Here is a 21520-nt window from a genome sequence, read left to right on the forward strand (position 1 = left end):
ATGGCCAGTGTGGTCGAGGTCTCGACCGCTCTGCCTGTGGGGACAAAACTTGCGGCAACTGCTTTGCCACTCGAGTCTCCACCGTGGGGTAGACCTTTGATGCGTCTGTTCAGCCAGCTGAAGAGTTTCATCCCGAAGGATCGATTCATCCGCAACATCGGCTGGATGGGGGTGGGGGAGGTGGGGATTCGCGTCTCGCGACTCGTGGCCACAGTTTTGTTGGCCAGGCTGCTGAGCCCCAGGGACTATGGGCTGGCGGCCATCGTGTTGACGTCCGGCGAGCTTGTCAAGGTTTTCACACGCAACGGCATCGGGGACAAGATCGTGCAGGCCGATGCGGAGGATGTCCAAGAGATTTGCCAGACGGCATGGAGTCTGAACTGGCTGATCGGCTTTAGCCTCTTTGTCGTGCAGATCATTGGTTCGTTTATCTTTGCCCGCGTTTATAGCGACAACGCACTGATCCTGCCAATCATTGTGGTGAGTTTCAGCTATCTGATCTACCCACTCGCCATGGTCCAGACGGCCTTGGTACGCAGGCAAAACAGGCTCAAGTTCTACAGCTTGACCAATCTCACGGCGGTCGTCACCGACAATCTGCTGACCGGGATCTTTGCGCTTTTTGGGATGGGCATGTGGGCGATCGTACTGCCCAAGCTGCTGGTGGCTCCGGTCTGGGTCGCGATGATGCTGCGGTTTGAACCCTGGCGGCCCGTCATGACGTTCACGCTGAAACGTTGGAAATCCGTGCTGGGATTCGGCAGTCGCATCCTGGGTGTGGAGATGCTCAACACGTTCCGCGAGAATGTTGATTATCTTTTGATCGGTAGCTTCATCGGTGTCAAAGCACTTGGGGTGTACTACTTCGCCTTCAACGCTGGATTGGGTCTGAGCCTGAGTGTGATCAATGCCCTGTCCGTCTCCATCTACTCCGACTTCTGTGACGTCAGAGGGCAACCTGCCGAACTCAAGCAGCGCTTCAGCAAGAACTTGCTCACCATCACCAAGGTGATCGTGCCCGTTGTGGCGTTGCAATGCAGCCTGGCCCCTCTCTATGTACCGATCGTTTTTGGTCAGAAGTGGGTGACGGAGGGTGCCGTGCCGATCTTGATGCTGATCTGCCTGTCGGCCCTGTCCCGACCCTTCGCCAATGCCTCCTCGATGCTGTTCCGCGCCGTAGGCCTCCCCCAGGTGGATCTGCTCTGGAACCTGGCCTTCACGGTGGCCCTTACCGTCGCCATCCTGATCGGCACCTCCTGGGGATCCCTGGGTGTGGCCGTGTCCGTGGCAGCGGCCCATCTCACGCTTCAGCCGATCTACCTGATGATGGGGCAACGGCTGCTTCGAAGGATTCAGGTGGCCCAGCCGGCCTGCCTTTGACGCACCGTCGCATGCCTGAGGCCCCAGCCCTTTCCCCCGAGGAGGCCGTTGCCAGCGCGCGGTTAGGGTGATGAAAACTTTTCAAGCTTCGCTCGCCCCGCCCCAGTCCCGGGTCACGTCGGTGGTGCCATGGGTGCCATCGGACCAAGCCGTACCGTCCGCCCGCCCGATTCACGCGTGAAGATCTACGCCATCTGTCTGATCAAGAATGAGGGCGACGTCATTGCGGATTGTCTGATTCATGCGCTGACGTTCTGTGATCGGATCTTCGTTCTCGACAACGGCAGTACCGATGGAACCTGGGAAACCGTGAATGCCCTGGCACAGCACTATCCGGCGATTGTGATCGACGACCAGCTCCTGATCCCATTTCGCGATGGGATGCGCTCGGTCGTCTACAACAAATACAACCACGAACTGGCTGATCAGGATTGGTGGCTACGGCTCGATGGCGATGAGTTCCTCGAAGGGGATCCCAGAGAGGTGCTGGCCATGGCAAACCGTGAAAAAGCCGATTTCGTGACGGCCTGGAATCTTCAGTTCTACTACACGGATGCCGATTACAAGAATTGGGCGGCTGAGCAGCTTGAAACCAACCGTCCCATCACCGAACGACGCCTGTACTACTCGGCCAATTGGCGAGAGTACCGCTTCTTCCGCAATCAGCCCCATCAGCCCTGGAACGAAGCGGTTGCCCCACAGTGGCCCAACGGACTCACCAAAGCCTGCTCGAAGCGTCTCTACAATCGCCACTATCCCTACCGCACGCCTGACCAGATCAAGGAGAAGCTTCAGGCCCGCTACGGCCACGAACAGTTTCGCCATATCGACTCCGTCGACTGGACATCCAAGTTGCTGCCTGCGCGCCAGCTGAACCACTTCCAGGAGGGTCAGCCGCCCATCATCAACCAGTTCGATTACTACGCCAAACGCCTGCGGATGATCCGGATCACCCTGATGGGACGGATCAGGGACGTCCTGCGTCGTCTTCTGGGTGGCCACCGCTCCAGCCATACGTCGTAGCCGCCACGATGGTGGACCTTCATCACCACGGGACCGCTGCGGTGGTTCCAGACCCTGAACAACTGGACGTGCCGGCCATTTCCGTGGTGGTACCGATCTACAACGCGGCGCCACACATCGAGCAAACCCTGCGCTCCGTGCAGAACCAGAGCCTGAGCAACTGGGAACTCATCGCTGTTGATGACGGATCCACCGACGACAGCCTCGCCATCGTGTCGCGCCTGTTCGGGGACGATCCCCGGGTGCACCTGGTAAGCCAGCCCAACGCGGGGGTCTCGATCGCCCGCAATCGCGGGGTGGCCCTCAGCCGTGCGCCCCTGATCGCCTTTCTCGATGCCGATGACCTCTGGCATGTCGACAAACTGCGCCTGCATGTGGAGTACCAAGCCAACCATCCTCATGTCGGCGTGAGTTTCGCCCGTATCGCGTTCCTGTCCCCTGGGGGAACACCCACCGGCCTGCTGGCGGCCCTGCCCCGGGAATCACATCGGCCTGTGGATTTTCTCTGTGAGAACCCCACCAACACCACGTCGAACTGGGTGCTGCGGCGGCAGGTGTTCGACGCAGTGGGCGGATTCGTCGCCGACATGAGTTATTCGGAAGATCTGGAATGGCTGCTGCGGGTGGCCTGCGATGGCCGCTGGCAGATCGCCGGATTGCCCCAGGTGCTCACCGGCTACCGCACCTCGGCCGGGGGACTCTCCTCAAGCCTGCAGCGCATGGAGCAAGGCTGGCTGCGGCTGATCCAGGAAGCCCGTCGCTATGCGCCTGAGCTGGTGGCGAACCACTTCGCCACGGCCCAGGCCATCCACCTGCGCTACCTGGCCCGACGCTCCCTGCGCCTCGGAGGAGCCCCCGCCATCGGCACCGATTTCATGCTGCGCTCCTTGCGCTCGGATTGGCGGATCCTGCTGCGGGAGCCGCGCCGTACCGTGCTCACGGCCTTGGCCGTCTTCGCCCGACAGCTGCTGGCCCCCTTCCGCCGCCTGGGTGGCCGCCACGACGAGGCACGGCCATGATGACCCTCGCTAATGCCCCTCTGCTTGTGAGCGCACTGACATGAGCCAATCCCCTCTGGTCTCAGTGGTGATGCCGCTCTACAACTCCGCCGCCACGGTGAGGGAAAGCCTGGAATCCGTTCTGAGCCAGACCTACCCCAACCTGGAGATCCTGGTGGTGAACGATGGCTCCACCGATGACGGGGTGGCGATCTGCCAGCGGTATGGGGACGGGCGCGTTCGGGTGGTGCATCAGCAGAACCGGGGTCTGGCCGGGGCGCGGAACACGGGCATCCGGCAGGCCAAAGGGGAGTTCCTCGGATTTCTGGACAGCGACGATCTGTGGCTTCCCACCAAGGTGGAGCGGCATGTGGTCCATCTGCAAGCGCGGCCGGAGGTGGGTGTCAGCTTTTCCCGCTCCGGATTCATCGATGAGAGCTCCAGGCCGATCGGGATCTACCAGATGCCGAGGCTGCAGGACATCACGCCGGAGATCGTCTTCTGCCGCAATCCGATCGGCAATGGCTCAGCTGTGGTCATCCGCCGAGACGTCTTTGACGCCATTCGCTTTGAGGCGAATCTCTATGGCGAAGTGGAAGACTTCTACTTTGACGACACCTTTCGACAGTCCGAAGACATTGAGTGCTGGCTGCGGATTGCGCTGCAGACCCAATGGCGGATCGAGGGAATCCCCGAGGCACTGACGCTCTACCGCATCAGCGACGGCGGACTCTCGGCCAATCTGATGAAGCAGTACGCCTCCTGGGAGCGGGTTCTGCTCAAGACCAAAGCCACCCACCCCGATTTCGTCGCCCAATGGGGCTCCAGGGCCCGCGCCTATCAGCTGCGCTATCTGGCCCGCCGGGCCACCCGCCAGCGGGACGGCGCCCTGGCCGTGCGTCTGCTGCACCAATCCCTCGCCACCGACTGGAGGGTGCTGCTCGAGGAACCGCGACGTACCTTGATCACGCTGCTGGCCGCCTACCTGCTGCGGCTGTTGCCGGAGGCTCCCTATCGCTGGCTGGAGGGTCTGATGCTGCGCTCCACGGGGGCCAGTCAGCAGCGGCGCATGCGTGGGGAACTGAGCCGATGAAGATCCTGCTGGTCTGCTCTTCAGGGGGGCATTTCAAGGCGCTGCAGCAGCTGGCCGATTTCTGGGGGCGCCATCCCCATCTCTGGGTCACGTTTCGAACGCCCACGACGGAAACGGCCCTGGCCGATGAACAGGTGCTCTGGGCCCACAGCCCCACGAATCGCAACCTGCCGAATCTGCTGCGCAACCTGGGGCTGGCGTTGCAGGTGATCCGCAGAGAGCAGCCAGACGTGATTCTTTCCACCGGCGCCGGTGTGGCTGTGCCCTTTCTTCTTCTCGGTAAGCTGTTTCGATGCAAGACCGTGTTCATCGAGTCCGTGACCCGCATTGAGACGCTCAGCCTGTCGGCGCGGCTGGTGCGACCCTTCCTGGACATCCTCTATGTGCACTGGCCCCAGCTGCAGCGTCGCTATCCCCGGGCCGAACTTGTCCAGGGCAAGCTCGGATCATGATTCTCGTCAGTGTCGGAACAGAGCAGTTCCCCTTCAATCGGCTGATGCAGTGGGTGGAGCTGCTGATCCAACACGAGCTCATCGATGAAGAGATCGTCGTTCAATACGGCACCTGTACGTTTCTCCCCAGTGGCACCACCGTGTATCGGCTGTTGAAGGAGGAGTCGTTTGGGGCCCTCGTGCAGAGGGCCCGGGTGGTGATTGCCCACTGCGGAGAGGGCACGGTGCTGTTGCTCGATGAGATGCAGCAGCCCTTCATTCTTGTTCCCCGCAGTGTGCGTTACCAGGAGCATGTGGATGATCATCAGGTGGAACTCGCCCTGGCGCTGACGAAAATGGGGGTGCCGATCGCCTGGAGCCCGGGCGATCTGGTTCGCTTTCTTCTGGCGCCTTTCAAGACCTCAATCAGCGACGTGACCGATAGCTCCGCCCAGTCCCTGTGTCGCAGTCTGCAGAGCCACTTTTCTCCGGCATGACGGCTCACCCTTCCCCCAACGCGACTGTGGTCAGAACCGTTCAGAACGGGGTGCTGATTCTCCAGCTGCCCACTCGGCTGACCGTCACTGAGGCCGTGGCTTTCCGCGCCGGTTTCTGCGGCTGGCTTGAGGAGGTGGAGGACCTGCGCGAAGTGATCCTGGATTTCGGCAGGACGGCCAGCATCGACAGCAGCGGCATCGGTGCCCTGGTCGGCGCCATCAAGGCCGTCCAGGAGCGGGCCGTTCCCCTCTGTGCCTGGAGCCTGCACCGGCAGGTGTTCCTGGCCCTGCAGCTGACGGGACTGGAGAAGGTGTTGCCGGTGGCGGCCCATTCCGAGGGCCTGCTCCCCCAGCTCTCCCACGTCGAGGACCTGCGCCCCCCCCTCACCCACCCTTCGGTGCGCTCCGGCATCAAGCGGTTCATGGACATCTGTGGCGCGCTCCTCGGACTGGGGGTCACGGCGCTGCTGTTCCTGCCCCTGGCCGTGGCTATCCGCCTGGACAGCCCGGGGCCCATTCTGTTCAGTCAGGTGCGCTGCGGCTGGATGGGGCGCCATTTCCGCATCTGGAAATTCCGCTCGATGGTGAGCAATGCCGAGACCCTCAAAGGCAGTGTGGCGAACCAGGCCCAGGGCGCCTTCTTCAAGAACGACAATGATCCCAGGATCACCAAAGTGGGCCGCATCCTGCGCAAGACCAGCCTCGATGAACTGCCCCAGTTCTGGAATGTGCTGATCGGCGACATGAGCCTGATCGGCACACGGCCAGCCACCCCGGATGAGGTGCGTCGCTACGCCATTCCCAGCTGGCAGCGGTTTGATGTGCGCCCCGGGCTGAGTGGCGAATGGCAGGTGAGCGGCCGCTCTTCCATCCGTGATTTCGAAGATGTGATCAAGCTCGACCTCCGTTACCAGCAGAACTGGAGTCTTGGCTACGACCTCCGACTGATCGCCAGAACATTCCTTGTGCTGCTCAGCAAGGATTCGGGGGCAGCATGAGTCTGCCCATGGCGGCCGATTTCGTGCCGGATGGGCAGCTTGCGGTCAGCAGTGATCTCAATCAGCTTGAGCTTGTCCTCAGCTGGTTCGAGGGACTGGGCCACCCCGACGTGCCGGCCGATGTCTGGATGCAGGCCCAGCTGGCTCTTGTGGAAGGGTTCACCAACGCCGTGCGCCATGCCCATGCCCACCTGGTGTCGCCACCACAGGTGCAGCTCGCGCTGCAGCGGAGCAGCCGCCTGGTGCGCCTTCAGATTGTCGACCACGGCGACGCCTTTGATCTGGCGTCGGCACTGGTCAGGGTGGAAGCCGAGATCGCCGCCAGTGGTTCGGACCCCCTGGCCAGGGAGGCCCATTGGGGGCTGGTGATGTTTCTGAAGCTTCAGAAGGAGTATGGCTGGACGATCAGCTACTGCAGGGAGGACGACGGCATCAATGTCCTGTGCCTGAGCCACCCCCTGACGGCGGATGCAGGGGCCGGTGGGTCATGCTGAAGGACTCGGGATGGCATCGGGCAGGTTGAAAGATCGACCACCGCGTCCAGAGGTGAAGGTAGTAATTGGTTCCCTCCGGTCCCCGCCCCCAACCATTGGCCAGGTGCTGGCCCCAGATGATGCTGGTGGCTTCCAGTGACCTCCGGCTCTCCTTCGGAAGACTCACCAGATCACCGCTGTAGAGAATTCTCCGGCCTCGGTAGTAAAAGGCGGTCTCCAGGGGGAGCTCCCTGAGCTTGTCATCCAACCTGAACCAGACTTTCTTACTCTTGTGCAGCAACCAGAAGCTCCGCGAGCAGGTGGCCGGCACTGTGTTGTCCTTGTAGCTGTAGAGAACTCCGGGGTGGTGCTCAGGGGAGCCGAGCGATGCAGCCGTGATCTCCAGACCCATGAACAGAGCGGCAGACGTCAGGGAAGCGATGCGATGCAACCGTCCTCACCGTTCGGATCGCCAGCGTCAACGTAGCTTGACCTTCTGCGTGGCCATCACTCCTGGAAGGCCCTTGGGCCCTTGCGCTGGCTAGCCTGCAGAGCCTGCCCACGCCGTCCGCCCTTCCGACCGTGGATCCGGACCGCCGCTCCGCCTCCCTGCCCCAGTCGCGCTGGCGGCCCGCCGCCGGGTTGCTGCTGGCCGCCGCCTTGCTGTTGCCGGCCATCTCGTTGCCGACTCCGGCGGCTCTCGCAGCCCCGGGTGCGTCGAGCAGGGCCTCCTCCAGCCAAAGCCAGCTGACGGGGGTGCCCGTGGCACTGGTGCAGCGGCCCGATCGCCATCTGGTGCTGCAACGCCGCCAGCGGCGCCTGCTGGTGCTGGAGGCGGGCGAGCTGATCCGCACCTATCCCGTGGCGGTGGGCATGCCGGGCTGGGAAACCCCGCTGGGTCGCTTCGAGGTGTTGAACATGCACAAGAATCCGGTGTGGGAGCACCCGGCCAAAGGCACTCGCATCGGCCCGGGGCCCGCTAACCCGCTCGGCAGCCGCTGGATCGGCTTCCAGAAGGATTGTGCGGGCCGCCGCGGCTTCAGCGGTGATCAGGTGCTGGATCTGCAGGGTTGTCTGATGACCGGCTTCCACGGCACCCCGCACCGTTGGACCGTGGGCCGGGCGGTGTCCCACGGCTGCGTGCGCCTTCACGACGAAAGCGTGCAGGAGCTGTTCGAGCTGGTGGAGGTGGGCACCTCGGTCACGGTGCTGCCCTGAGCCCGATGCCCTCGGGGTCACACAGGCAGGCGCTTCAGGCAGCCCGATCAGCCAGACCCGTCAGGCAGCCCCCGTAGAGTTCGGCCCTGCCGACCGGATCTTCTGATGCGTGTGCTGTTCGCCGCCGCCGAATGTGCTCCGATGGTGAAGGTGGGCGGCATGGGGGATGTGGTGGGATCGCTTCCCCCGGCCCTTGCCGCACTCGGCCACGACGTGCGTCTGATTCTTCCTGGTTACGGCCGGCTCTGGAGCCAGCTGTCGATTCCCAGTGAGCCGATCTGGCGGGGCTGGGCGATGGGCACGGAGTTTGCGATCTATGCCACCACCCATCCCACCAATGGCCTGCCGCTGTATCTGGTGGGGCATCCGGTGTTCGACCCGGAGCGCATCTACGGCGGTGACGACGAGGACTGGCGCTTCACCTTCTTTGCCAACGCCATCTCCGAGTTCGCCTGGAACCACTGGAAGCCGGATGTGCTGCACTGCCACGACTGGCACACCGGCATGATTCCGGTGTGGATGCATCAGGACCCGGAGATCAGCACGGTCTTCACCATTCACAACCTGCGCTATCAGGGCCCCTGGCGCTGGAAACTCGACCGCATGACCTGGTGCCCCTGGTACATGCAGGGGGATCACACGATGGCGGCGGCCCTGCTCTACGCCGATCGGGTGAATGCGGTGTCTCCCACCTACGCGATGGAGATCCGCACGCCCGAATATGGCGAGCGCCTCGATGGCCTGCTCAACTACATCAGCGGCAAGCTGCGCGGCATCCTCAACGGCATTGATATCGCCGACTGGAATCCCGCCACCGACAAGACCCTGCCTGCCACCTTCAGCGCCGACGACCTGGCACCGCGGGCGACCAACAAGCGGATGCTGCAGGAACGCATGGGCCTGCGGGTGGACCCTGACACCTACGTGATGGGCATGGTGAGCCGCCTGGTGGATCAGAAGGGGGTGGACCTGCTGCTGCAGGTGGCCGATCGCGTGCTCGCTTACACCGACAGCCAGATCGTGGTGCTGGGTACCGGTGATCGCAACTACGAGGCGGGGCTCTGGCAGATGGCCCTCGCCCATCCCGGCCGGTTCGCAGTGTTTCTCACCTACGACGACGCCCTCTCCCGCCTGATCTATGCCGGCGCCGATGCCTTCCTGATGCCCAGCCGCTTCGAGCCGTGCGGCATCAGCCAGCTGCTGGCGATGCGCTATGGCTGCATTCCGGTGGTGCGCAAGGTGGGCGGCCTGGTGGACACAGTGCCGGCCCACGTGCCAGCCACTCACACCGGCACCGGCTTCTGCTTCGATCGCTATGAAGCGATCGATTTCTACACGGCGATCGTGCGCTCGTGGGAGGCCTATCGGCACACCGCCAGCTGGCAGGAACTGCAGCAGCGAGCCATGCGCGCCGATCACAGCTGGACCCGCTCCGCCCTGGAATACGACGCGATGTACCGCGAAGTGAAGGGCGTCAAGGAGCCCTCGCCGAACCGCGAGGCTGTCGAGCAATTCTCGTTGGGTCAGGAGGCTGACCCGGCTCTCGCCGACGGCGCGGCCCTCACGGAGCGTCCTCCGGTCGCGCCCCGGCCCATCCCGGCGGTGTCGCGCAACCCGTTCTCGGCCCTGCTGCGGCGCGGCAACAGCTGAGCGGGTAGAGCTGCCTTGATCCGTGCGGATCCGCCCTGATCCCACCGTCTGCTTCTGAACCTGGCCCATGACGGACCCGGACCCCGGCCGCTCCCAGCTCCCGGCGCTCTACACCAGCCCCTGGAGTGCCCTCGGCCGTGATCTGAGCGCCGTGCTCGCCAGCCTGCGCCTGAAGGCGCAGGAACTGTGGCGTCGCAACCGCCAGGCCGATCTGATCGTGCCTGGCTTCTGGCCACGCGCGCTGGCGCCGCTGTTCTGGCCGCTGTTGCTCCTGCTGGCACTGCTGGGGCTGACGGGCGTTGTGGTGGGGCTTAGGGCGCTGGGGCCCCGTGCGGTTCCCCCTGCTGCCCCCGTAGCGGCCCCTTTGCAGCCGCCCATCGCCTCCGCCGGCAATCCCGGCCAGGCTCCCGGCCTCCCCCATTCCCCGGCCGCTGGCTCAACGGACTCCCCGAGCTCCCGGACCGTCGCCTCTGAGCCGGCAGGGGAGCGGCGGGGAGCGCGATCCCCTGCCACTCCTTCACCAGCCACACCCTCCACGACAGCACGCCTAGCCGGCACCCCTTCGCCGTCGACAGCGCCGCCGCCGTCGCGCTCGCCTTCTGCGCCGTCACCTGCGCCGTCATCTGCGCCGCCTGGGGCCGCCCCGCCTGATTCAGCCCTGAGCGAACCCTCCCCGCCGGCGATCGAACCGGTGCTGGAGCTGTTGGCCGACCTGGACCCGCAGCAGCTGATCCGCGCCGCCCGCCCCCATCCCGCCAGCGGCACCCTGGAACTGGAGCTGGACGCCAGGCTCGATCGGCTCAACGCTCAGGAGCGCCAGCAGCAGGCGAACCTCTGGCTGGAGCGGGCCCGCGCCCTTGGCTACGACAACCTGGAGCTCAGCGATGGCGACGGGCTGCTGCTGGGCCGGCCTGCCTGGGTGGGAGGGGGCATGATCCTTCTCGATCACCAGGCTGGGGGCTGAGCGGATGCGGCTGGAGCAACTCGTGGCGCTCTGGGGCGACCCCATCGGTCCGGCCCTCGATCCCGCTGTGCCGCTGCCCCGCGTCTGCACCGATAGCCGGCGTCTGCAGCCGGGTGATCTGTTTGTGCCGCTCACGGGTGAACAGCACGATGGCCACCGGTTCCTCTCCCAGGCGGCCGAAGGCGGCGCCCTGGCGGCACTGATCGCGCGCGCGCGTGCCGCGGAGCGCCCCGCCTCCCTGCCCGCCTGGCTCGTGGACGACACCCAGCTGGCCTACCAGCAGCTGGCACGGGCCTGGCGCCAGACGCTGGCGGCACCGGTGATTGCCGTGACGGGTTCCGCCGGCAAGACCACCACCCGCGAACTGGTGCGCGCCGTGCTGGCGCCGCTGGGGCCGGTGCTGGCCACCAGCGGCAATGAGAACAACGATGTGGGCGTGCCGCTCACCCTGCTCAAGGCCAGCCCCAGTGAGGCGGCCGTGGTGGTGGAAATGGGCATGCGCGGTCTGGGGGAGATCGAGCGGCTCTCCCGCTGTGCGCTGCCCGATGTGGTGGTGATCACCAACATCGGCACGGCCCACATCGGCCGGCTCGGCAGCCGTGAAGCCATTGCCCAGGCCAAGTGTGAGATCACAGCCGCGCTCAGCCCGGCCGGTCTGGTGGTGATTCCCGCCGGCGACCCCCTGCTCGAGCAGGCGCTGGGCGCCGTGTGGAGCGGGCGGGTGCGCCGCGTGGCGCTCACAGGCGATGACGCCGCCGTGGGCCTGCCGGTGCCCGCACCCGACCTGCTCGGCCAGATCGAGGGGGATCCGGGCGCGGCCAGCGGCGCCTGGCTGCAGCTGCTTGCCGGCCCCGGAGTTGCTGAAGGCGCTGCTGCTCCTGTAGGCGCTGCCGCTCCTGCTCCTGTTGCTTCAGCTGAGGGAGCTTCCACTGGCGAGGCTTCCACTCACCCTTCTCCAACGGAGTTTCGGGTGCCGCTGCCTCTGCCCGGGCTCCACAATGCCCGCAACCTGCTGCTTGCCCTGGCGGTGGCCCTGGAGCTCGGCGTGCGGGCCGATCAGCTGCAGGCCCTCCAGGTGGAGGTGCCCGGTGGCCGCAGCCGCCGTCTGCAGCTCGGCGCTGTGCAGGTGCTCGACGAGACCTACAACGCCTCCCCCGAAGCGGTGCTGGCGGCCCTCGATCTGCTGGCGGCCCAGCCGGGACGCCGCTTTGCTGCTCTCGGCACGATGCTGGAGCTGGGCGAGCAGAGCGAGGCGCTGCACCGCGCCGTGGCACGCCGTGCCGCGGACCTGCAGCTGGATGGGCTGGTGATCGTGGATGGTGGTGCCACGGGCGCGGCCATGCAGGAGGCGGCCAGCGGCCTGCCGCGGCTGGCCCGCGTGCAGAGCCCGGCTGAGGCGGCCCAGGCGCTGCTGGAGTGGCTGCAACCGGGCGATCAACTGCTGCTCAAGGCCAGCCGCGGCGTGGCCCTGGAACGGGCGATCCCGCTGCTGGCGGCTCAGCTGGCCGGCGCCGCCGGCGTGGCGCCGGCCTGAGGCCCCGGCCAGTTCTCGCGCACCAGCTGGCGGGCCCGGCCCAGAGCCAGGGAGCCGGCGGGAACATCGCGGGTAAGGGTGGAGCCGGCCCCCACGGTGACGCCCTCACCCAGGCGGATCGGGGCCACCAACACGGAATTGGCACCGGTTTTGCTGCCGGCGCCGATCACGGTGCGGTGCTTGCGCACGCCGTCGTAGTTGGCGGTGATCGTGCCGGCTCCCACATTCACGTTCTCGCCCAGCTCCGCATCGCCGATGTAGCTGAGGTGGTTCACCTTGCAGCCGGCGCCCAGCCTGCTCTGCTTGATCTCCACGAAGTTCCCCACCCGGCAGCCCGCCGCCAACTCGGTACCGGGCCGCAGCTGGGCGTAGGGCCCGATGGCGCAGCCATCAGCGACGCTGGCCTCGCGTACCACCGAAAGCAGCACCTCCACTCCGTTGCCGAGTGTGGCGTTCTCCAGCAGGGAGCCTGGCCCGATCCGGCAGCCATCGCCGATCCGGCAGGCGCCGCGCAGGTGGGTCTGCGGCTCCACCACCACGTCGCGCCCGAAGCGGGTGGCGTCGCTGAGCGTGCAGCTGGCCGGATCGATGAAGGTGACACCCTCCACCATCCAGTGCCGCCGCAGCCGCTCCTGCAGCACCTGCTCGCACTGGGCCAGCTGCAGGCGGTCGTTGATGCCGTTGGTCTCGGCGCTGTCCTCCACCTCCAGGTGCTGGGCGGAGCCGAGCAGGGCCACGGTGTCGGTCAGGTAGAGCTCGCCCTGGTCGTTGTCGCCGGAGAGCTTGGGCAGCACCGCCGCCAGGCGGCTCCAGTCGAAGCAGTAGATGCCGGCGTTCACGAGCGGGTTGTCCCGCTGGGCGGCATTGCAGTCGCGGTGTTCCACGATCGCGCTCACCTGTGCATCCTCGTCCGCGAACACCCGGCCGTAGCCGCTCGGATCCTCCAGCCGGGCTGTCAGCAGGGTCACGGCGGCGCCACCGCGCCGGTGGCTGTCGAGCAGCTCGCGCAGCGTTTGCGGACGCAGCAGCGGCACATCTCCATTGAGCACCAGCAGATCACCCGTGAACCCCTGCAGCGGCTCCAGCAGCTGCTGCACGGCATGGCCGGTGCCGTTCTGCGGCTGTTGCAGCACGAACTCCAGCCCGTGGTGGGCCGCCAGCGACGCCTCCACCCGCTCGGCCTGGTGCCCCACGATCAGCAGGCGCCGATCGGGTTCGAGGCTGTCGCAGCAGCGGAGCACCCGCTCCACCAGCGTGGCACCGGCCAGCGGCTGCAGCACCTTGGGCAGGTCGCTGCGCATGCGGGTTCCCTTCCCGGCGGCCAGAACGGCAACGGCAAGCATGCGGGGGGCGGCAATTGGCGGGAATCTATCCGGCGCCCCGCTGCCCTTTCGCCGGTGGGCTTCAGGCCTGCAGACGTGCCAGGTCGTCCCAGAAGCCGGGGTACGACACCGCCGCTGCTTCGCTGCGGTGCAGCCGCGTGGGACCGAAGGCCACCTGGGCCGCCACCGCCAGGCTCATCGCCACCCGGTGGTCGGTTTCGCTGTCCACCTCCGCGCCGTGCAGCTCCACCCCTCCGGTGATGTCGAGCCCGTCGGGGTGCTCCACCAGCCGTGCCCCCATCGCGCCCAGCTGGCGGCACATCACGGCGAGCCGATCGGTTTCCTTGACGCGCAGCTCAGCCGCTTCGCGGATCCGGCTGGTGCCCTCGGCCCGGCAGGCGGCCACCACCAGCACGGGGATTTCATCCACCAGGCGCGGAATCAGCTCGCCGCCGATGTCAAAGGCCTGCAATGGCCCATAGCGCACCCGCAGATCCCCCACCGGCTCGCCCGCCACCAGGCGCTGCTCCAGCCGCTCGATGCGGGCGCCCATGGCTTCGAGCACCTCCAGCACCCCGGTGCGGGTGGGGTTGAGGCCCACGTTGCGCACGGTCAGGTCGGCGCCTGGGGTGATCGCCCCGGCCACCAGCCAGAAGGCCGCCGAGCTGATGTCGCCCGGCACTTCCACCGGCTGCCCCACCAGCTCCCGGCCCGGCGTCAGCCGCACATGCCGGCCGGAGTCGCCGCCGATCTCGATGTCGGCGCCGAAGCCACGCAGCATCCGCTCGCTGTGATCGCGGGAGCGGGCCGGTTCGATCACGCTGGTGGGACCGGTGGCGGTGAGACCCGCCAGCAGGATCGCCGACTTCACCTGGGCCGAGGCGATCGGGGTGCCCAGCACGGCCCCATGCAGCGCGCTTCCCTGGATCGAGAGCGGCGCCAGCTTGCCACCGGCGCGGCCGCGGATCTGGGCGCCCATGGCGGCCAGCGGTTCGGCCACCCTTCCCATCGGCCGCTGGCGCAGGGACGCATCGCCGTTCAGCACGAAGTGGCAGCCGCTGCGTCCCGCCAGCAGCCCCATGATTAGCCGCATGGTGGTGCCGGAATTGCCGCAATCCAGCACGTCGTCGGGTTCCCGCAGGCCTTCGAGGCCCACCCCCTGCACGATCACCGGCTGCCCTGCCGCAATCGGGCTGATGGTCACCCCCATGGCGCGCAGGCAGGCGGCGGTGCTGAGCGGATCCTCCGCAGGCAGCAGGCCATCGATGCGGGTTTCGCCGGTGGCGATTGCCCCGAACAGCAGCGCGCGGTGGGAGATCGACTTATCGCCCGGCACCTGCACGGTGCCGCTCAACGAACGCGAACCTTCCTGCCCGAGGGCACGGGCCGGGGGCGGTGAAGCGGCGACAGCCAGTCCCATGCCAGGGGAGCAATGGCCCGTGAGCCTAGGTCTGGGCCTGGGCGCCACGATCTGGCCGAGCACGACAGAGGAGGGCTGGAGCCGCGCCTGCTGCAGGCATCAGGGAATGGCCGCCGAGGGGGTGCCGAACAAACGATCACCGGCATCGCCGAGGCCGGGAACGATGCGGAAGTCGGCATCCAGGTCAGCGTCGATGCAGGCGGTGTAGAGGGTGAGGTGGGGGAAGCGCTGCCCCAGGGTGTTGAGCCCGGGCCGGGCCGCCAGGGCCGTGATCACCCGCAGCCGGTCACCGCTCACCCCTTTGCTCTCGAGCCGTTCCAGCACCTGCACCAGGCTGCCGGCGGTGGCCACCATCGGATCGAACACCAGCACCCCCACCTGGGGGCCGATTGTTTCGGGCAGCGCGTCGTAGTACCAGGAGGCTCTGGCATCAGCTTCATTGCGTCGCAGGCCCACGTGGGCCACCCGGGCCGTGGGCAGCACGGCCTGGGCCCCCTGCCACAGCCCCAGGCCCGCCCGCAGGATCGGCACCGCCAGCAGGGGCACGCTGCCGTCCACCACGCTGCCTTCGGTGCTGGCCAGCGGTGTCTGCACCGTCACCCGCTGATGGGGCAGCCAGTCGCGCAAGGCTTCATAGGTGAGCCAGCGGCCCAGCTCGGCCATGGCGGTGCCGAACAGAGAGGGGGGCGTGTCCTGGTCACGCAGCAGGGTCAACCAGTGACCGATCAGGGGATGGGGCGGCACCACCACCCGCAGGGACATGCTCATGTCGATCGCGTCGCGGCCGTGGCTGCCATAACTTGAGGGCCCACGGTACGTGTGTTCTTGCCCCCCTTCACTCGCCCCGGTTGGCTCAGCTCCCTGCTTGCCCTGCTGGTGGTCACGGTCGCCTGGCTGGGTCTGGTGGGCCCCCTGGCGCCGGCCTTGGCGATCACTGCACCGGAGCTGCGCGGCCAGCGGGCGCTGAAGGATCTGCAGCCCGATATGCATGGCCGCAACCTGCAGCAGCAGGAGTTTCTGAAGGCGTCGATGCAGGGCTTCGACCTCAGTGACACCAACCTGCGCGGTGCCGTGTTCAATTCCAGCGATCTGCAGGGCAGCAATCTCAGCGGCGCCGACCTCGAAGACGCCGTGGCCTTCGCCACCCGCTTCGACAACGCCGACCTCAGCGGTGCGGTGCTCCGCAACGCCATGCTCATGCAGAGCCGCTTCACCGGGGCCACGATCGAGGGGGCCGATTTCAGCGACGCCGTGCTCGATCTGACCCAGCAGAAAGCCCTCTGCGCCAGGGCCGCAGGCGTCAATCCCCGCACCGGCGTCAGAACGGTTGAAAGCCTCGGCTGCCGGTAGATTGGCTCGCCGGTTCCAGGGGATCCATCCCTTGGAGGCAAGGGGGAAAGTCCGGTGCAATTCCGGCGCTGTCCCGCAACTGTGAAGCCTGTTCCGCGAGTCCTCGTGGCAGGGCCAGTCAGAACACCCGCCGGCGTTTCAACCCATCCAGTTCCGGCGAGGACCGGTCGAGCCATGTTTCTTCAACCCCGGGCTGCTGGCCCAGGCCGTCGTGCGGCCCAGCCAGCCAGCCCTCATCTGTATTCTGGCGCCCTGCAGCTCGCGCCACTCCTGGTCGTGCCGCTGCTGCTCGTGCCACTGCTGGCCACCCCCGCAGCTGCCCACCACCTGATGGAAACCTTCGCCCTGAAGGAGGGCCCGCTGGCGGGCCTGCTCAGTGGCATCGGCCATCCGCTGCTGGGTCCGGATCACCTGCTGTTCCTGCTGGCGCTCGGCCTGGTGGGCCTGGTGCAGCGCCTGCGATGGGTGCTCGCTCTGCTTGCCGTGGGGCTTACGGCCACCGGCCTTGGCCTGATGCTGCCCGCCCTGCCTGGCGCCGAAGCGCTGGTGGCGCTGTCGCTGGTGGTGGTGGGGCTGGTAGTGATCCAACGGTTGCCTGTCTGGACCCTGCTACCCGCTTTCGCCCTGCACGGCTATGTGCTCAGTGATGCCGTGAGCGGCTGGCAGCCCGCCTCCGTGGTTTGGTATCTGCTGGGCCTGCTGATCAGCCAGGGCGCCCTGCTGTGGCTGGCGCTCACGTTGGTGCAGCGCTGGCGCGCGGGCCTCGCTCCGGCGCGGTTGATGCTGGCGGCCGGCGTGCTGATCGGCGTGGGCTCCACGTTCGCCTGGTCCGCGTTGGTGCCCTGAGATGACACCCTCCATGCAACGGCGTCTCCCCGTCACCGTGGTGACGGGCTTCCTCGGCGCGGGCAAAACCACCTTGCTGCGCCATCTGCTCACCACCAGCGGCCTGCGCCTGGCGGTCCTGGTGAATGAATTCGGCGAAGTGGGCATCGACGGTGACCTGCTGCGCAGCTGCGGCTTCTGCCCGGAGGAGGAGCTTGATGGCCGGCTGGTGGAGCTCGCCAACGGCTGCCTCTGCTGCACCGTCCAGGACGATTTTCTGCCGACGATGCAGAAGCTGCTGGCGTCCGCAGATCGTCTTGACGGCATCGTGGTGGAAACCAGCGGCCTGGCGCTGCCCGAGCCCCTGGTGCAGGCCTTCCAGTGGCCCGACATCCGCACCCGCACCCGCGTCAACGGCGTGGTGACGGTGGTGGATGGTGAAGCGCTGGCCGGCGGCAGTGTGGTGGCCGACCCCGCCGCGCTTGAGCGGCAGCGGGCTGCCGACCCCAGCCTTGATCATCTCTCCGACCTGGAGGAGCTGTTCGACGACCAGTTGCGAGCGGCTGATCTGGTGCTGGTGAGCCGCGGCGACCGCCTCACGCCTGCAGAGCTGGACCGGGTGCGCGGGCGCCTTCAGGCCTCCTGCCGCCCCGGCGCCCAGGTGTTGCCAATGCAGCGCGGTCAGGTGCCGCCCGAGCTGCTGCTGGGCCTGGATCGCCCAGCCGTCGCGCCGGCTCCTGGCCCCCATGGCGAGGCCTCCCACGATCACGATCACGACCACCATCACGATCACGGTCATCACGACCACGAGCATCACGACCACACCCACGTGCCCATGCAATCGGTGGCGATTCAGCTCGCTGGCTCCTTCGATCGTGAGGCCCTTGAAGCCACGCTCCTGGAGCAGATCCAGCACCAGGCCCTGCTGCGCCTCAAGGGCTGGCTGATTCAGCCCGGCAAACGACGGCCTCTTCAGATCCAGGCGGTTGGTCCGCGGCTCGATTGCTGGTACGAGGACCACGACGCACAGAGGGCAGCCACCGCAGGCCCGATAGCCCCCGCACCCAGGGAGATTGGCTCCCCTGCCAGCCCCCACGAGGGTCGGCTTGAGCTGGTGGCGCTCGGGCTGCGTGTCGAGCGCAGCTTGCTGCTGCAGGCGATCGAAGGCACCCGACGCAGGCAGGTCAGCGCCAGCCGCGTCTGAGCAGGCTCGCAGCCAAGCTCAGGCGGCCTGCCTGCGATCCATTCGATGGCGGCTTGTCTGTGATCCATTCACAGCCTTCCCAGGTGTGCCATCCACTTCCACCCGACCAAATCTTCCAGCCGACCAAATCCGATGGTCGGTTCAGTCCAGGGGGATGTCCCCCTGGGCGCAGATGCCGTCCCAGCAGAGGGCCTGATCCTCGCTCCAGCGGGCCTTCACCGTCTCCCAGCTGCCGGCTGGTCGCTGCATCTCCACCACACCCTTGCCGTCGTGGCGGAAGCTCAGCTGTGTGTTGTCGAAGCGCAACCTCCAGCGCTCACCCACCGCTTCCACCGTCATCACGCAGGGAAGCCAGGGGCCATCGGCCAGCCGGCAGCGCAGGGGCACCCGCTGCACCTGTGCCAGGGCCGGAGCAAGCAGAGCGGTGCCTGCCATCGCGATCAACACTGCCACCATCCCCGCCCGGGCCAGCCGGGCTCCCAGGCAGGGTTGGCTGGCGCCTGTCGCTTGCATCGCTTCCAACGCCCACCTCTGTTTTGACCATGCTTCGGCGCTGGTCCCGAGGGGGAGGCAAGCTGCCAAGATTTAACAAACGACATCCCTGCCGGTGCCCCGCTTTCAAGCCCGTGTGCTGGTCTCCCTGAGACCATCGGTTCTCGATCCGGCAGGAGAAGCCACCAGAGCCGCCGCCCAGCGGCTCGGTGTCGATGGCATCACGCGTCTGCGCATTGGCAAGGCGATGGAGGTGGAACTCGATGCGCCGGATCTCGACGCCGCGCGCAGCACGATCGAGCGGCTCAGCGATCGCCTGCTGGCCAATCCGGTGATCGAGAACTGGTGCCTCGAGCAGCTCAAGCCCGTGGAGGGCGCCGGGTCATGACGATCGGAGTGGTGGTGTTTCCCGGTTCGAACTGCGACCGGGATGTGCGCTGGGCGGCGGAAGGATGCCTCGGCATTCCCACCCGCTTCCTCTGGCACGAGGAGTCGAGCCTGGAGGGCATCGATGCGGTGGTGCTGCCCGGCGGGTTCAGCTATGGCGACTATCTCCGTTGCGGCGCCATTGCCCATGTCTCGCCGCTGTTGAGCGAAGTGGCCAGCTTCGCGGCGCGTGGCGGCCCGGTGCTGGGCATCTGCAACGGCTTCCAGGTGCTCACAGAAATGGGCCTGCTGCCCGGAGCGCTCACGCGCAACCGCCAGCTGCACTTTCTCTGTGAAGCGGCTCCGCTCACGGTGCACCCGGGCGCCTCTCAGTGGCTGCGCCACTACAGCGAAGGTGAGCAGATCAGCCTGCCGATCGCCCACGGCGAAGGTTGCTTCCAGGCCGACGCTGACACGCTGGCGGAGCTGGAGTGGGAAGGCCGGGTGGTGCTGCGTTACGCCGCCAACCCCAACGGTTCGGTGGGGAATGTCGCCGGCCTCTGCAACGCCCAAGGCAACGTGCTGGGTCTGATGCCCCACCCGGAGCGGGCCTGCGACCCGATCACCGGCGGCACCGACGGCACCCGCCTGCTGGCCTCGCTGCTGGGCTGACCGCCAAGGCGGTGGCAGGGGGTAGCTCAGCCGTGGGCGGCGAAGTACTCCTTGCTGCCGACCGGGTCGGGCTTCATGGTCGCAGCGCCCGGCATCCAGTTGGCGGGGCACACCTCGCCAGGGTGCCCCTGCACGTGCTGGAAGGCCTTGAGCACGCGCAGGGTTTCTTCCACGCTGCGGCCCACCGAGAGATTGTTGATGGTGGCGTGCTGCACGATGCCGTCCGGATCGATCAGGAACAGGCCCCGCAGCGCCACACCGACCTCCTCGTCGAGCACGCCGTAGGCGCGGGCGATCTCCTTCCTGAGATCGGCCACCAGCGGATAGGCGATTTCGCCGACACCACCGTCCTGGCGCGAGGTCTGGATCCAGGCCAGGTGGCTGTACTGGCTGTCGACTGAGACGCCCAGCACCTCAGCGCCAAGTGCGGCGAACTCTGCGTGCCGATCGCTGAAGGCTGTCACCTCCGTGGGGCAGACGAAGGTGAAATCGAGCGGATAGAAAAACAGCACCACATACCGGCCGCGGTACTGCGACAGCTGGATTTCGCTGAAGTCCTGCTCCACCACGGCGGTGGCGGTGAAGTCGGGCGCCTGCTGACCCACGCGCAGGGAGGCGTTGATCGTCATGGCGGAGAGATGCTCAGGGACGGGAAGGTTGGGGAGGCTATGGCCGCCGGCGACAGCATCACGCCGGAAGCCGGAGATTGCAGCTGCGAAAGGAGGTGTGCCGCGGTGTTCCTGCCGTCTCTATCACTGTATCCAGCGCTGTCTGTGTGCAGCGGCCGTGGCACGGATCAGTGGCGCTCGCTGCCGATCAGCAGGGGCCTCAGCCAGACGGATCAGGGCAGCCCTTGCCGGCCAAGCGCAGCGGGTCAAGAACTTTTGTCATAAAACACTGGCTGCATGCCTGAATGGGGTTGTTGGCGCGGTAGGCAGGTGAGGTGGCAGGCTGCTTCGTCAGCTCCTGTCCGCAGCACCGAACGCCAGCCTGGAGCGCACCCGGTTTCGGTGGTCCTTTTCTTTTGCCTGCCCTGATGTCCTGGGATCCCGTCCTGCTTCGCAAGTACAACGCCACCGGGCATTTCCGTCTGCTCAGCCAGCTGCGCAGCGAAATCGTCTCCCACCCGATTCAGCGTCCCCAGGCCGATGGCAGCCCGGCACGCCGTGGCCGTGGTTCCTCATCCTCCTCAAGGCGCTCCGGTGCCCGTGGTGGCGCCAGCGAGGCTGCGAACACCACCTCGGATTACGGAGCCGCTTCAGCCAATTCCGCCCCCAGCTTTCGTGAGCGCCTGAACGCCATCGAAATGCGCTGAGATCACGAGGCGATGCGGGATGGTGACTCAGATAGCGAGAGCCTGAATCAGAAAGCGAGACGCTGAGTCAGAAAGCGGCAGGTTGATTCAGGAAGCGAGAGAGACGATCACGTTCACCCCGCATGGAACCCACCCAACATTGACCCCCCGCGGATTGAACGCACCCCACATTCAACCCACCGCGGATGGAACCAACCCCGGATGGAATCCACCCCGTTTTCATGCGGACCCAACTTGAGTGCTGGCTGATTCGCACGCCCCGGCACGCAGCGCCGGGATTGAGTCATTGGCCGAG

23 protein-coding genes and 1 riboswitch are annotated in these 21520 nt (G+C 66.6%); of the genes, 18 read left to right on the forward strand and 5 right to left on the reverse strand.

Annotated features, from left to right (window positions below):
• The first annotated feature begins 99 nt into the window (after positions 1-99).
• The 12 genes from KQ303_RS11050 (at position 100) to murF (ending at position 12259) form a co-directional block, all read left to right on the forward strand.
• Positions 100-1380: a lipopolysaccharide biosynthesis protein gene (locus tag KQ303_RS11050; RefSeq protein WP_259730329.1), complete on the forward strand. Its 1281-nt coding sequence runs from the start codon at positions 100-102 to the stop codon at positions 1378-1380.
• Positions 1381-1509: 129 nt separating this feature from the next.
• Positions 1510-2403, forward strand: coding sequence for a glycosyltransferase family 2 protein (locus tag KQ303_RS11055; protein WP_259730330.1), 894 nt, complete (start codon positions 1510-1512; stop codon positions 2401-2403).
• A gap of 68 nt (positions 2404-2471) precedes the next feature.
• On the forward strand, positions 2472-3422 hold the full coding sequence (locus KQ303_RS11060; protein ID WP_259730331.1) for a glycosyltransferase family 2 protein: 951 nt from the start codon (positions 2472-2474) through the stop codon (positions 3420-3422).
• Positions 3423-3462: 40 nt separating this feature from the next.
• Positions 3463-4494 carry a glycosyltransferase family 2 protein gene (locus KQ303_RS11065; protein WP_259730332.1) on the forward strand — a complete coding sequence of 344 codons (1032 nt, stop codon included), beginning with the start codon at positions 3463-3465 and terminating at the stop codon, positions 4492-4494.
• Positions 4491-4946 carry a PssD/Cps14F family polysaccharide biosynthesis glycosyltransferase gene (gene pssD / locus KQ303_RS11070; RefSeq protein ID WP_094512885.1) on the forward strand — a complete coding sequence of 152 codons (456 nt, stop codon included), beginning with the start codon at positions 4491-4493 and terminating at the stop codon, positions 4944-4946. Before KQ303_RS11065 ends, pssD begins: the two co-directional genes overlap by 4 nt.
• Entirely contained in the window at positions 4943-5422 is a 480-nt protein-coding gene (locus KQ303_RS11075) for a glycosyltransferase (RefSeq protein ID WP_259730333.1), read from the forward strand. The genes pssD and KQ303_RS11075 overlap by 4 nt, the downstream gene beginning before the upstream one ends.
• The gene (locus KQ303_RS11080; protein WP_259730334.1) at positions 5419-6420 is read left to right on the forward strand and encodes a sugar transferase; all 1002 of its coding nucleotides are present in this window, start codon (positions 5419-5421) and stop codon (positions 6418-6420) included. The genes KQ303_RS11075 and KQ303_RS11080 overlap by 4 nt, the downstream gene beginning before the upstream one ends.
• Before the next feature lie 8 nt (positions 6421-6428).
• Positions 6429-6914 carry an ATP-binding protein gene (locus KQ303_RS11085; protein ID WP_259730335.1) on the forward strand — a complete coding sequence of 162 codons (486 nt, stop codon included), beginning with the start codon at positions 6429-6431 and terminating at the stop codon, positions 6912-6914.
• A 561-nt stretch (positions 6915-7475) separates the two neighbouring features.
• Positions 7476-8111 carry a L,D-transpeptidase gene (locus tag KQ303_RS11090; RefSeq protein ID WP_399233555.1) on the forward strand — a complete coding sequence of 212 codons (636 nt, stop codon included), beginning with the start codon at positions 7476-7478 and terminating at the stop codon, positions 8109-8111.
• 105 nt (positions 8112-8216) lie between these two features.
• On the forward strand, positions 8217-9761 hold the full coding sequence (glgA, locus tag KQ303_RS11095; RefSeq protein ID WP_259730336.1) for a glycogen synthase GlgA: 1545 nt from the start codon (positions 8217-8219) through the stop codon (positions 9759-9761).
• A 67-nt stretch (positions 9762-9828) separates the two neighbouring features.
• Positions 9829-10725, forward strand: coding sequence for a hypothetical protein (locus tag KQ303_RS11100; protein WP_259730337.1), 897 nt, complete (start codon positions 9829-9831; stop codon positions 10723-10725).
• Positions 10726-10729: 4 nt separating this feature from the next.
• On the forward strand, positions 10730-12259 hold the full coding sequence (gene murF / locus KQ303_RS11105) for a UDP-N-acetylmuramoyl-tripeptide--D-alanyl-D-alanine ligase (RefSeq protein ID WP_259730338.1): 1530 nt from the start codon (positions 10730-10732) through the stop codon (positions 12257-12259).
• Here murF and glmU read toward each other — a convergent pair.
• From glmU to upp, 3 genes are all read right to left on the reverse strand, one after another.
• Positions 12223-13602, reverse strand: a complete 1380-nt coding sequence (glmU, locus tag KQ303_RS11110; protein ID WP_259730339.1) for a bifunctional UDP-N-acetylglucosamine diphosphorylase/glucosamine-1-phosphate N-acetyltransferase GlmU — start codon at positions 13600-13602, stop codon at positions 12223-12225. The two genes, murF and glmU, sit on opposite strands and share 37 nt — an antisense overlap.
• 61 nt (positions 13603-13663) lie before the next feature.
• Positions 13664-15001 carry a 3-phosphoshikimate 1-carboxyvinyltransferase gene (gene aroA / locus KQ303_RS11115; RefSeq protein ID WP_259730340.1) on the reverse strand — a complete coding sequence of 446 codons (1338 nt, stop codon included), beginning with the start codon at positions 14999-15001 and terminating at the stop codon, positions 13664-13666.
• A 99-nt stretch (positions 15002-15100) separates the two neighbouring features.
• Complete coding sequence (gene upp, locus KQ303_RS11120) at positions 15101-15769, reverse strand: uracil phosphoribosyltransferase (protein ID WP_259730341.1); 669 nt, start codon at positions 15767-15769, stop codon at positions 15101-15103.
• A 51-nt stretch (positions 15770-15820) separates the two neighbouring features.
• On the opposite strand from upp, the gene KQ303_RS11125 reads away from it, so the two are divergent.
• The 3 genes from KQ303_RS11125 (at position 15821) to cobW (ending at position 18380) form a co-directional block, all read left to right on the forward strand.
• Positions 15821-16351 carry a pentapeptide repeat-containing protein gene (locus KQ303_RS11125; RefSeq protein ID WP_399233562.1) on the forward strand — a complete coding sequence of 177 codons (531 nt, stop codon included), beginning with the start codon at positions 15821-15823 and terminating at the stop codon, positions 16349-16351.
• Positions 16345-16501, forward strand: a riboswitch (cobalamin riboswitch). (Overlaps the previous gene by 7 nt.)
• Before the next feature lie 126 nt (positions 16502-16627).
• Positions 16628-17197, forward strand: a complete 570-nt coding sequence (locus KQ303_RS11130; protein ID WP_259730342.1) for a HupE/UreJ family protein — start codon at positions 16628-16630, stop codon at positions 17195-17197.
• 13 nt (positions 17198-17210) lie between these two features.
• Complete coding sequence (gene cobW / locus KQ303_RS11135; RefSeq protein WP_259730343.1) at positions 17211-18380, forward strand: cobalamin biosynthesis protein CobW; 1170 nt, start codon at positions 17211-17213, stop codon at positions 18378-18380.
• 141 nt (positions 18381-18521) lie between these two features.
• On the opposite strand, the gene KQ303_RS11140 is transcribed toward cobW, so the two are convergent.
• Positions 18522-18893 carry a hypothetical protein gene (locus KQ303_RS11140; RefSeq protein ID WP_255100871.1) on the reverse strand — a complete coding sequence of 124 codons (372 nt, stop codon included), beginning with the start codon at positions 18891-18893 and terminating at the stop codon, positions 18522-18524.
• Positions 18894-18987: 94 nt separating this feature from the next.
• Here KQ303_RS11140 and purS point away from each other — a divergent pair, with 94 nt between their 5' ends.
• Both purS and purQ read left to right on the forward strand, forming a co-directional pair.
• A complete protein-coding gene (gene purS / locus KQ303_RS11145) occupies positions 18988-19260 on the forward strand; it encodes a phosphoribosylformylglycinamidine synthase subunit PurS (RefSeq protein WP_094512874.1) in 273 nt (90 codons plus the stop codon).
• On the forward strand, positions 19257-19910 hold the full coding sequence (purQ, locus tag KQ303_RS11150; protein ID WP_259730344.1) for a phosphoribosylformylglycinamidine synthase subunit PurQ: 654 nt from the start codon (positions 19257-19259) through the stop codon (positions 19908-19910). The genes purS and purQ overlap by 4 nt, the downstream gene beginning before the upstream one ends.
• A gap of 26 nt (positions 19911-19936) precedes the next feature.
• Here the strand turns inward: purQ and KQ303_RS11155 are convergent, their stop codons facing one another.
• The gene (locus KQ303_RS11155) at positions 19937-20539 is read right to left on the reverse strand and encodes a peroxiredoxin (RefSeq protein WP_259730345.1); all 603 of its coding nucleotides are present in this window, start codon (positions 20537-20539) and stop codon (positions 19937-19939) included.
• A 407-nt stretch (positions 20540-20946) separates the two neighbouring features.
• On the opposite strand from KQ303_RS11155, the gene KQ303_RS11160 reads away from it, so the two are divergent.
• Complete coding sequence (locus tag KQ303_RS11160) at positions 20947-21225, forward strand: hypothetical protein (RefSeq protein ID WP_144037006.1); 279 nt, start codon at positions 20947-20949, stop codon at positions 21223-21225.
• The last annotated feature ends 295 nt before the right edge of the window (positions 21226-21520 follow it).

Source organism: Synechococcus sp. CS-1333 (assembly GCF_025128015.1).
Taxonomy (GTDB): domain Bacteria; phylum Cyanobacteriota; class Cyanobacteriia; order PCC-6307; family Cyanobiaceae; genus MW101C3.

Bases quoted from the DNA above. Each gene is read 5' to 3' on its own strand.
- KQ303_RS11160 (WP_144037006.1), top strand. From the start codon at position 20,947: ATGTCCTGGGATCCCGTCCTGCTTCGCAAGTACAACGCCACCGGGCAT.
- pssD (WP_094512885.1), top strand. From the start codon at position 4,491: ATGAAGATCCTGCTGGTCTGCTCTTCAGGGGGGCATTTCAAGGCGCTG.
- aroA (WP_259730340.1), bottom strand. From the start codon at position 15,001: ATGGGACTGGCTGTCGCCGCTTCACCGCCCCCGGCCCGTGCCCTCGGG.
- glmU (WP_259730339.1), bottom strand. From the start codon at position 13,602: ATGCTTGCCGTTGCCGTTCTGGCCGCCGGGAAGGGAACCCGCATGCGC.
- KQ303_RS11140 (WP_255100871.1), bottom strand. From the start codon at position 18,893: ATGCAAGCGACAGGCGCCAGCCAACCCTGCCTGGGAGCCCGGCTGGCC.
- KQ303_RS11065 (WP_259730332.1), top strand. From the start codon at position 3,463: ATGAGCCAATCCCCTCTGGTCTCAGTGGTGATGCCGCTCTACAACTCC.
- KQ303_RS11055 (WP_259730330.1), top strand. From the start codon at position 1,510: ATGGGTGCCATCGGACCAAGCCGTACCGTCCGCCCGCCCGATTCACGC.
- upp (WP_259730341.1), bottom strand. From the start codon at position 15,769: ATGAGCATGTCCCTGCGGGTGGTGGTGCCGCCCCATCCCCTGATCGGT.
- KQ303_RS11080 (WP_259730334.1), top strand. From the start codon at position 5,419: ATGACGGCTCACCCTTCCCCCAACGCGACTGTGGTCAGAACCGTTCAG.
- KQ303_RS11100 (WP_259730337.1), top strand. From the start codon at position 9,829: ATGACGGACCCGGACCCCGGCCGCTCCCAGCTCCCGGCGCTCTACACC.
- purQ (WP_259730344.1), top strand. From the start codon at position 19,257: ATGACGATCGGAGTGGTGGTGTTTCCCGGTTCGAACTGCGACCGGGAT.
- KQ303_RS11155 (WP_259730345.1), bottom strand. From the start codon at position 20,539: ATGACGATCAACGCCTCCCTGCGCGTGGGTCAGCAGGCGCCCGACTTC.
- KQ303_RS11085 (WP_259730335.1), top strand. From the start codon at position 6,429: ATGGCGGCCGATTTCGTGCCGGATGGGCAGCTTGCGGTCAGCAGTGAT.
- murF (WP_259730338.1), top strand. From the start codon at position 10,730: ATGCGGCTGGAGCAACTCGTGGCGCTCTGGGGCGACCCCATCGGTCCG.
- cobW (WP_259730343.1), top strand. From the start codon at position 17,211: ATGCAACGGCGTCTCCCCGTCACCGTGGTGACGGGCTTCCTCGGCGCG.
- glgA (WP_259730336.1), top strand. From the start codon at position 8,217: ATGCGTGTGCTGTTCGCCGCCGCCGAATGTGCTCCGATGGTGAAGGTG.
- KQ303_RS11075 (WP_259730333.1), top strand. From the start codon at position 4,943: ATGATTCTCGTCAGTGTCGGAACAGAGCAGTTCCCCTTCAATCGGCTG.
- KQ303_RS11050 (WP_259730329.1), top strand. From the start codon at position 100: ATGCGTCTGTTCAGCCAGCTGAAGAGTTTCATCCCGAAGGATCGATTC.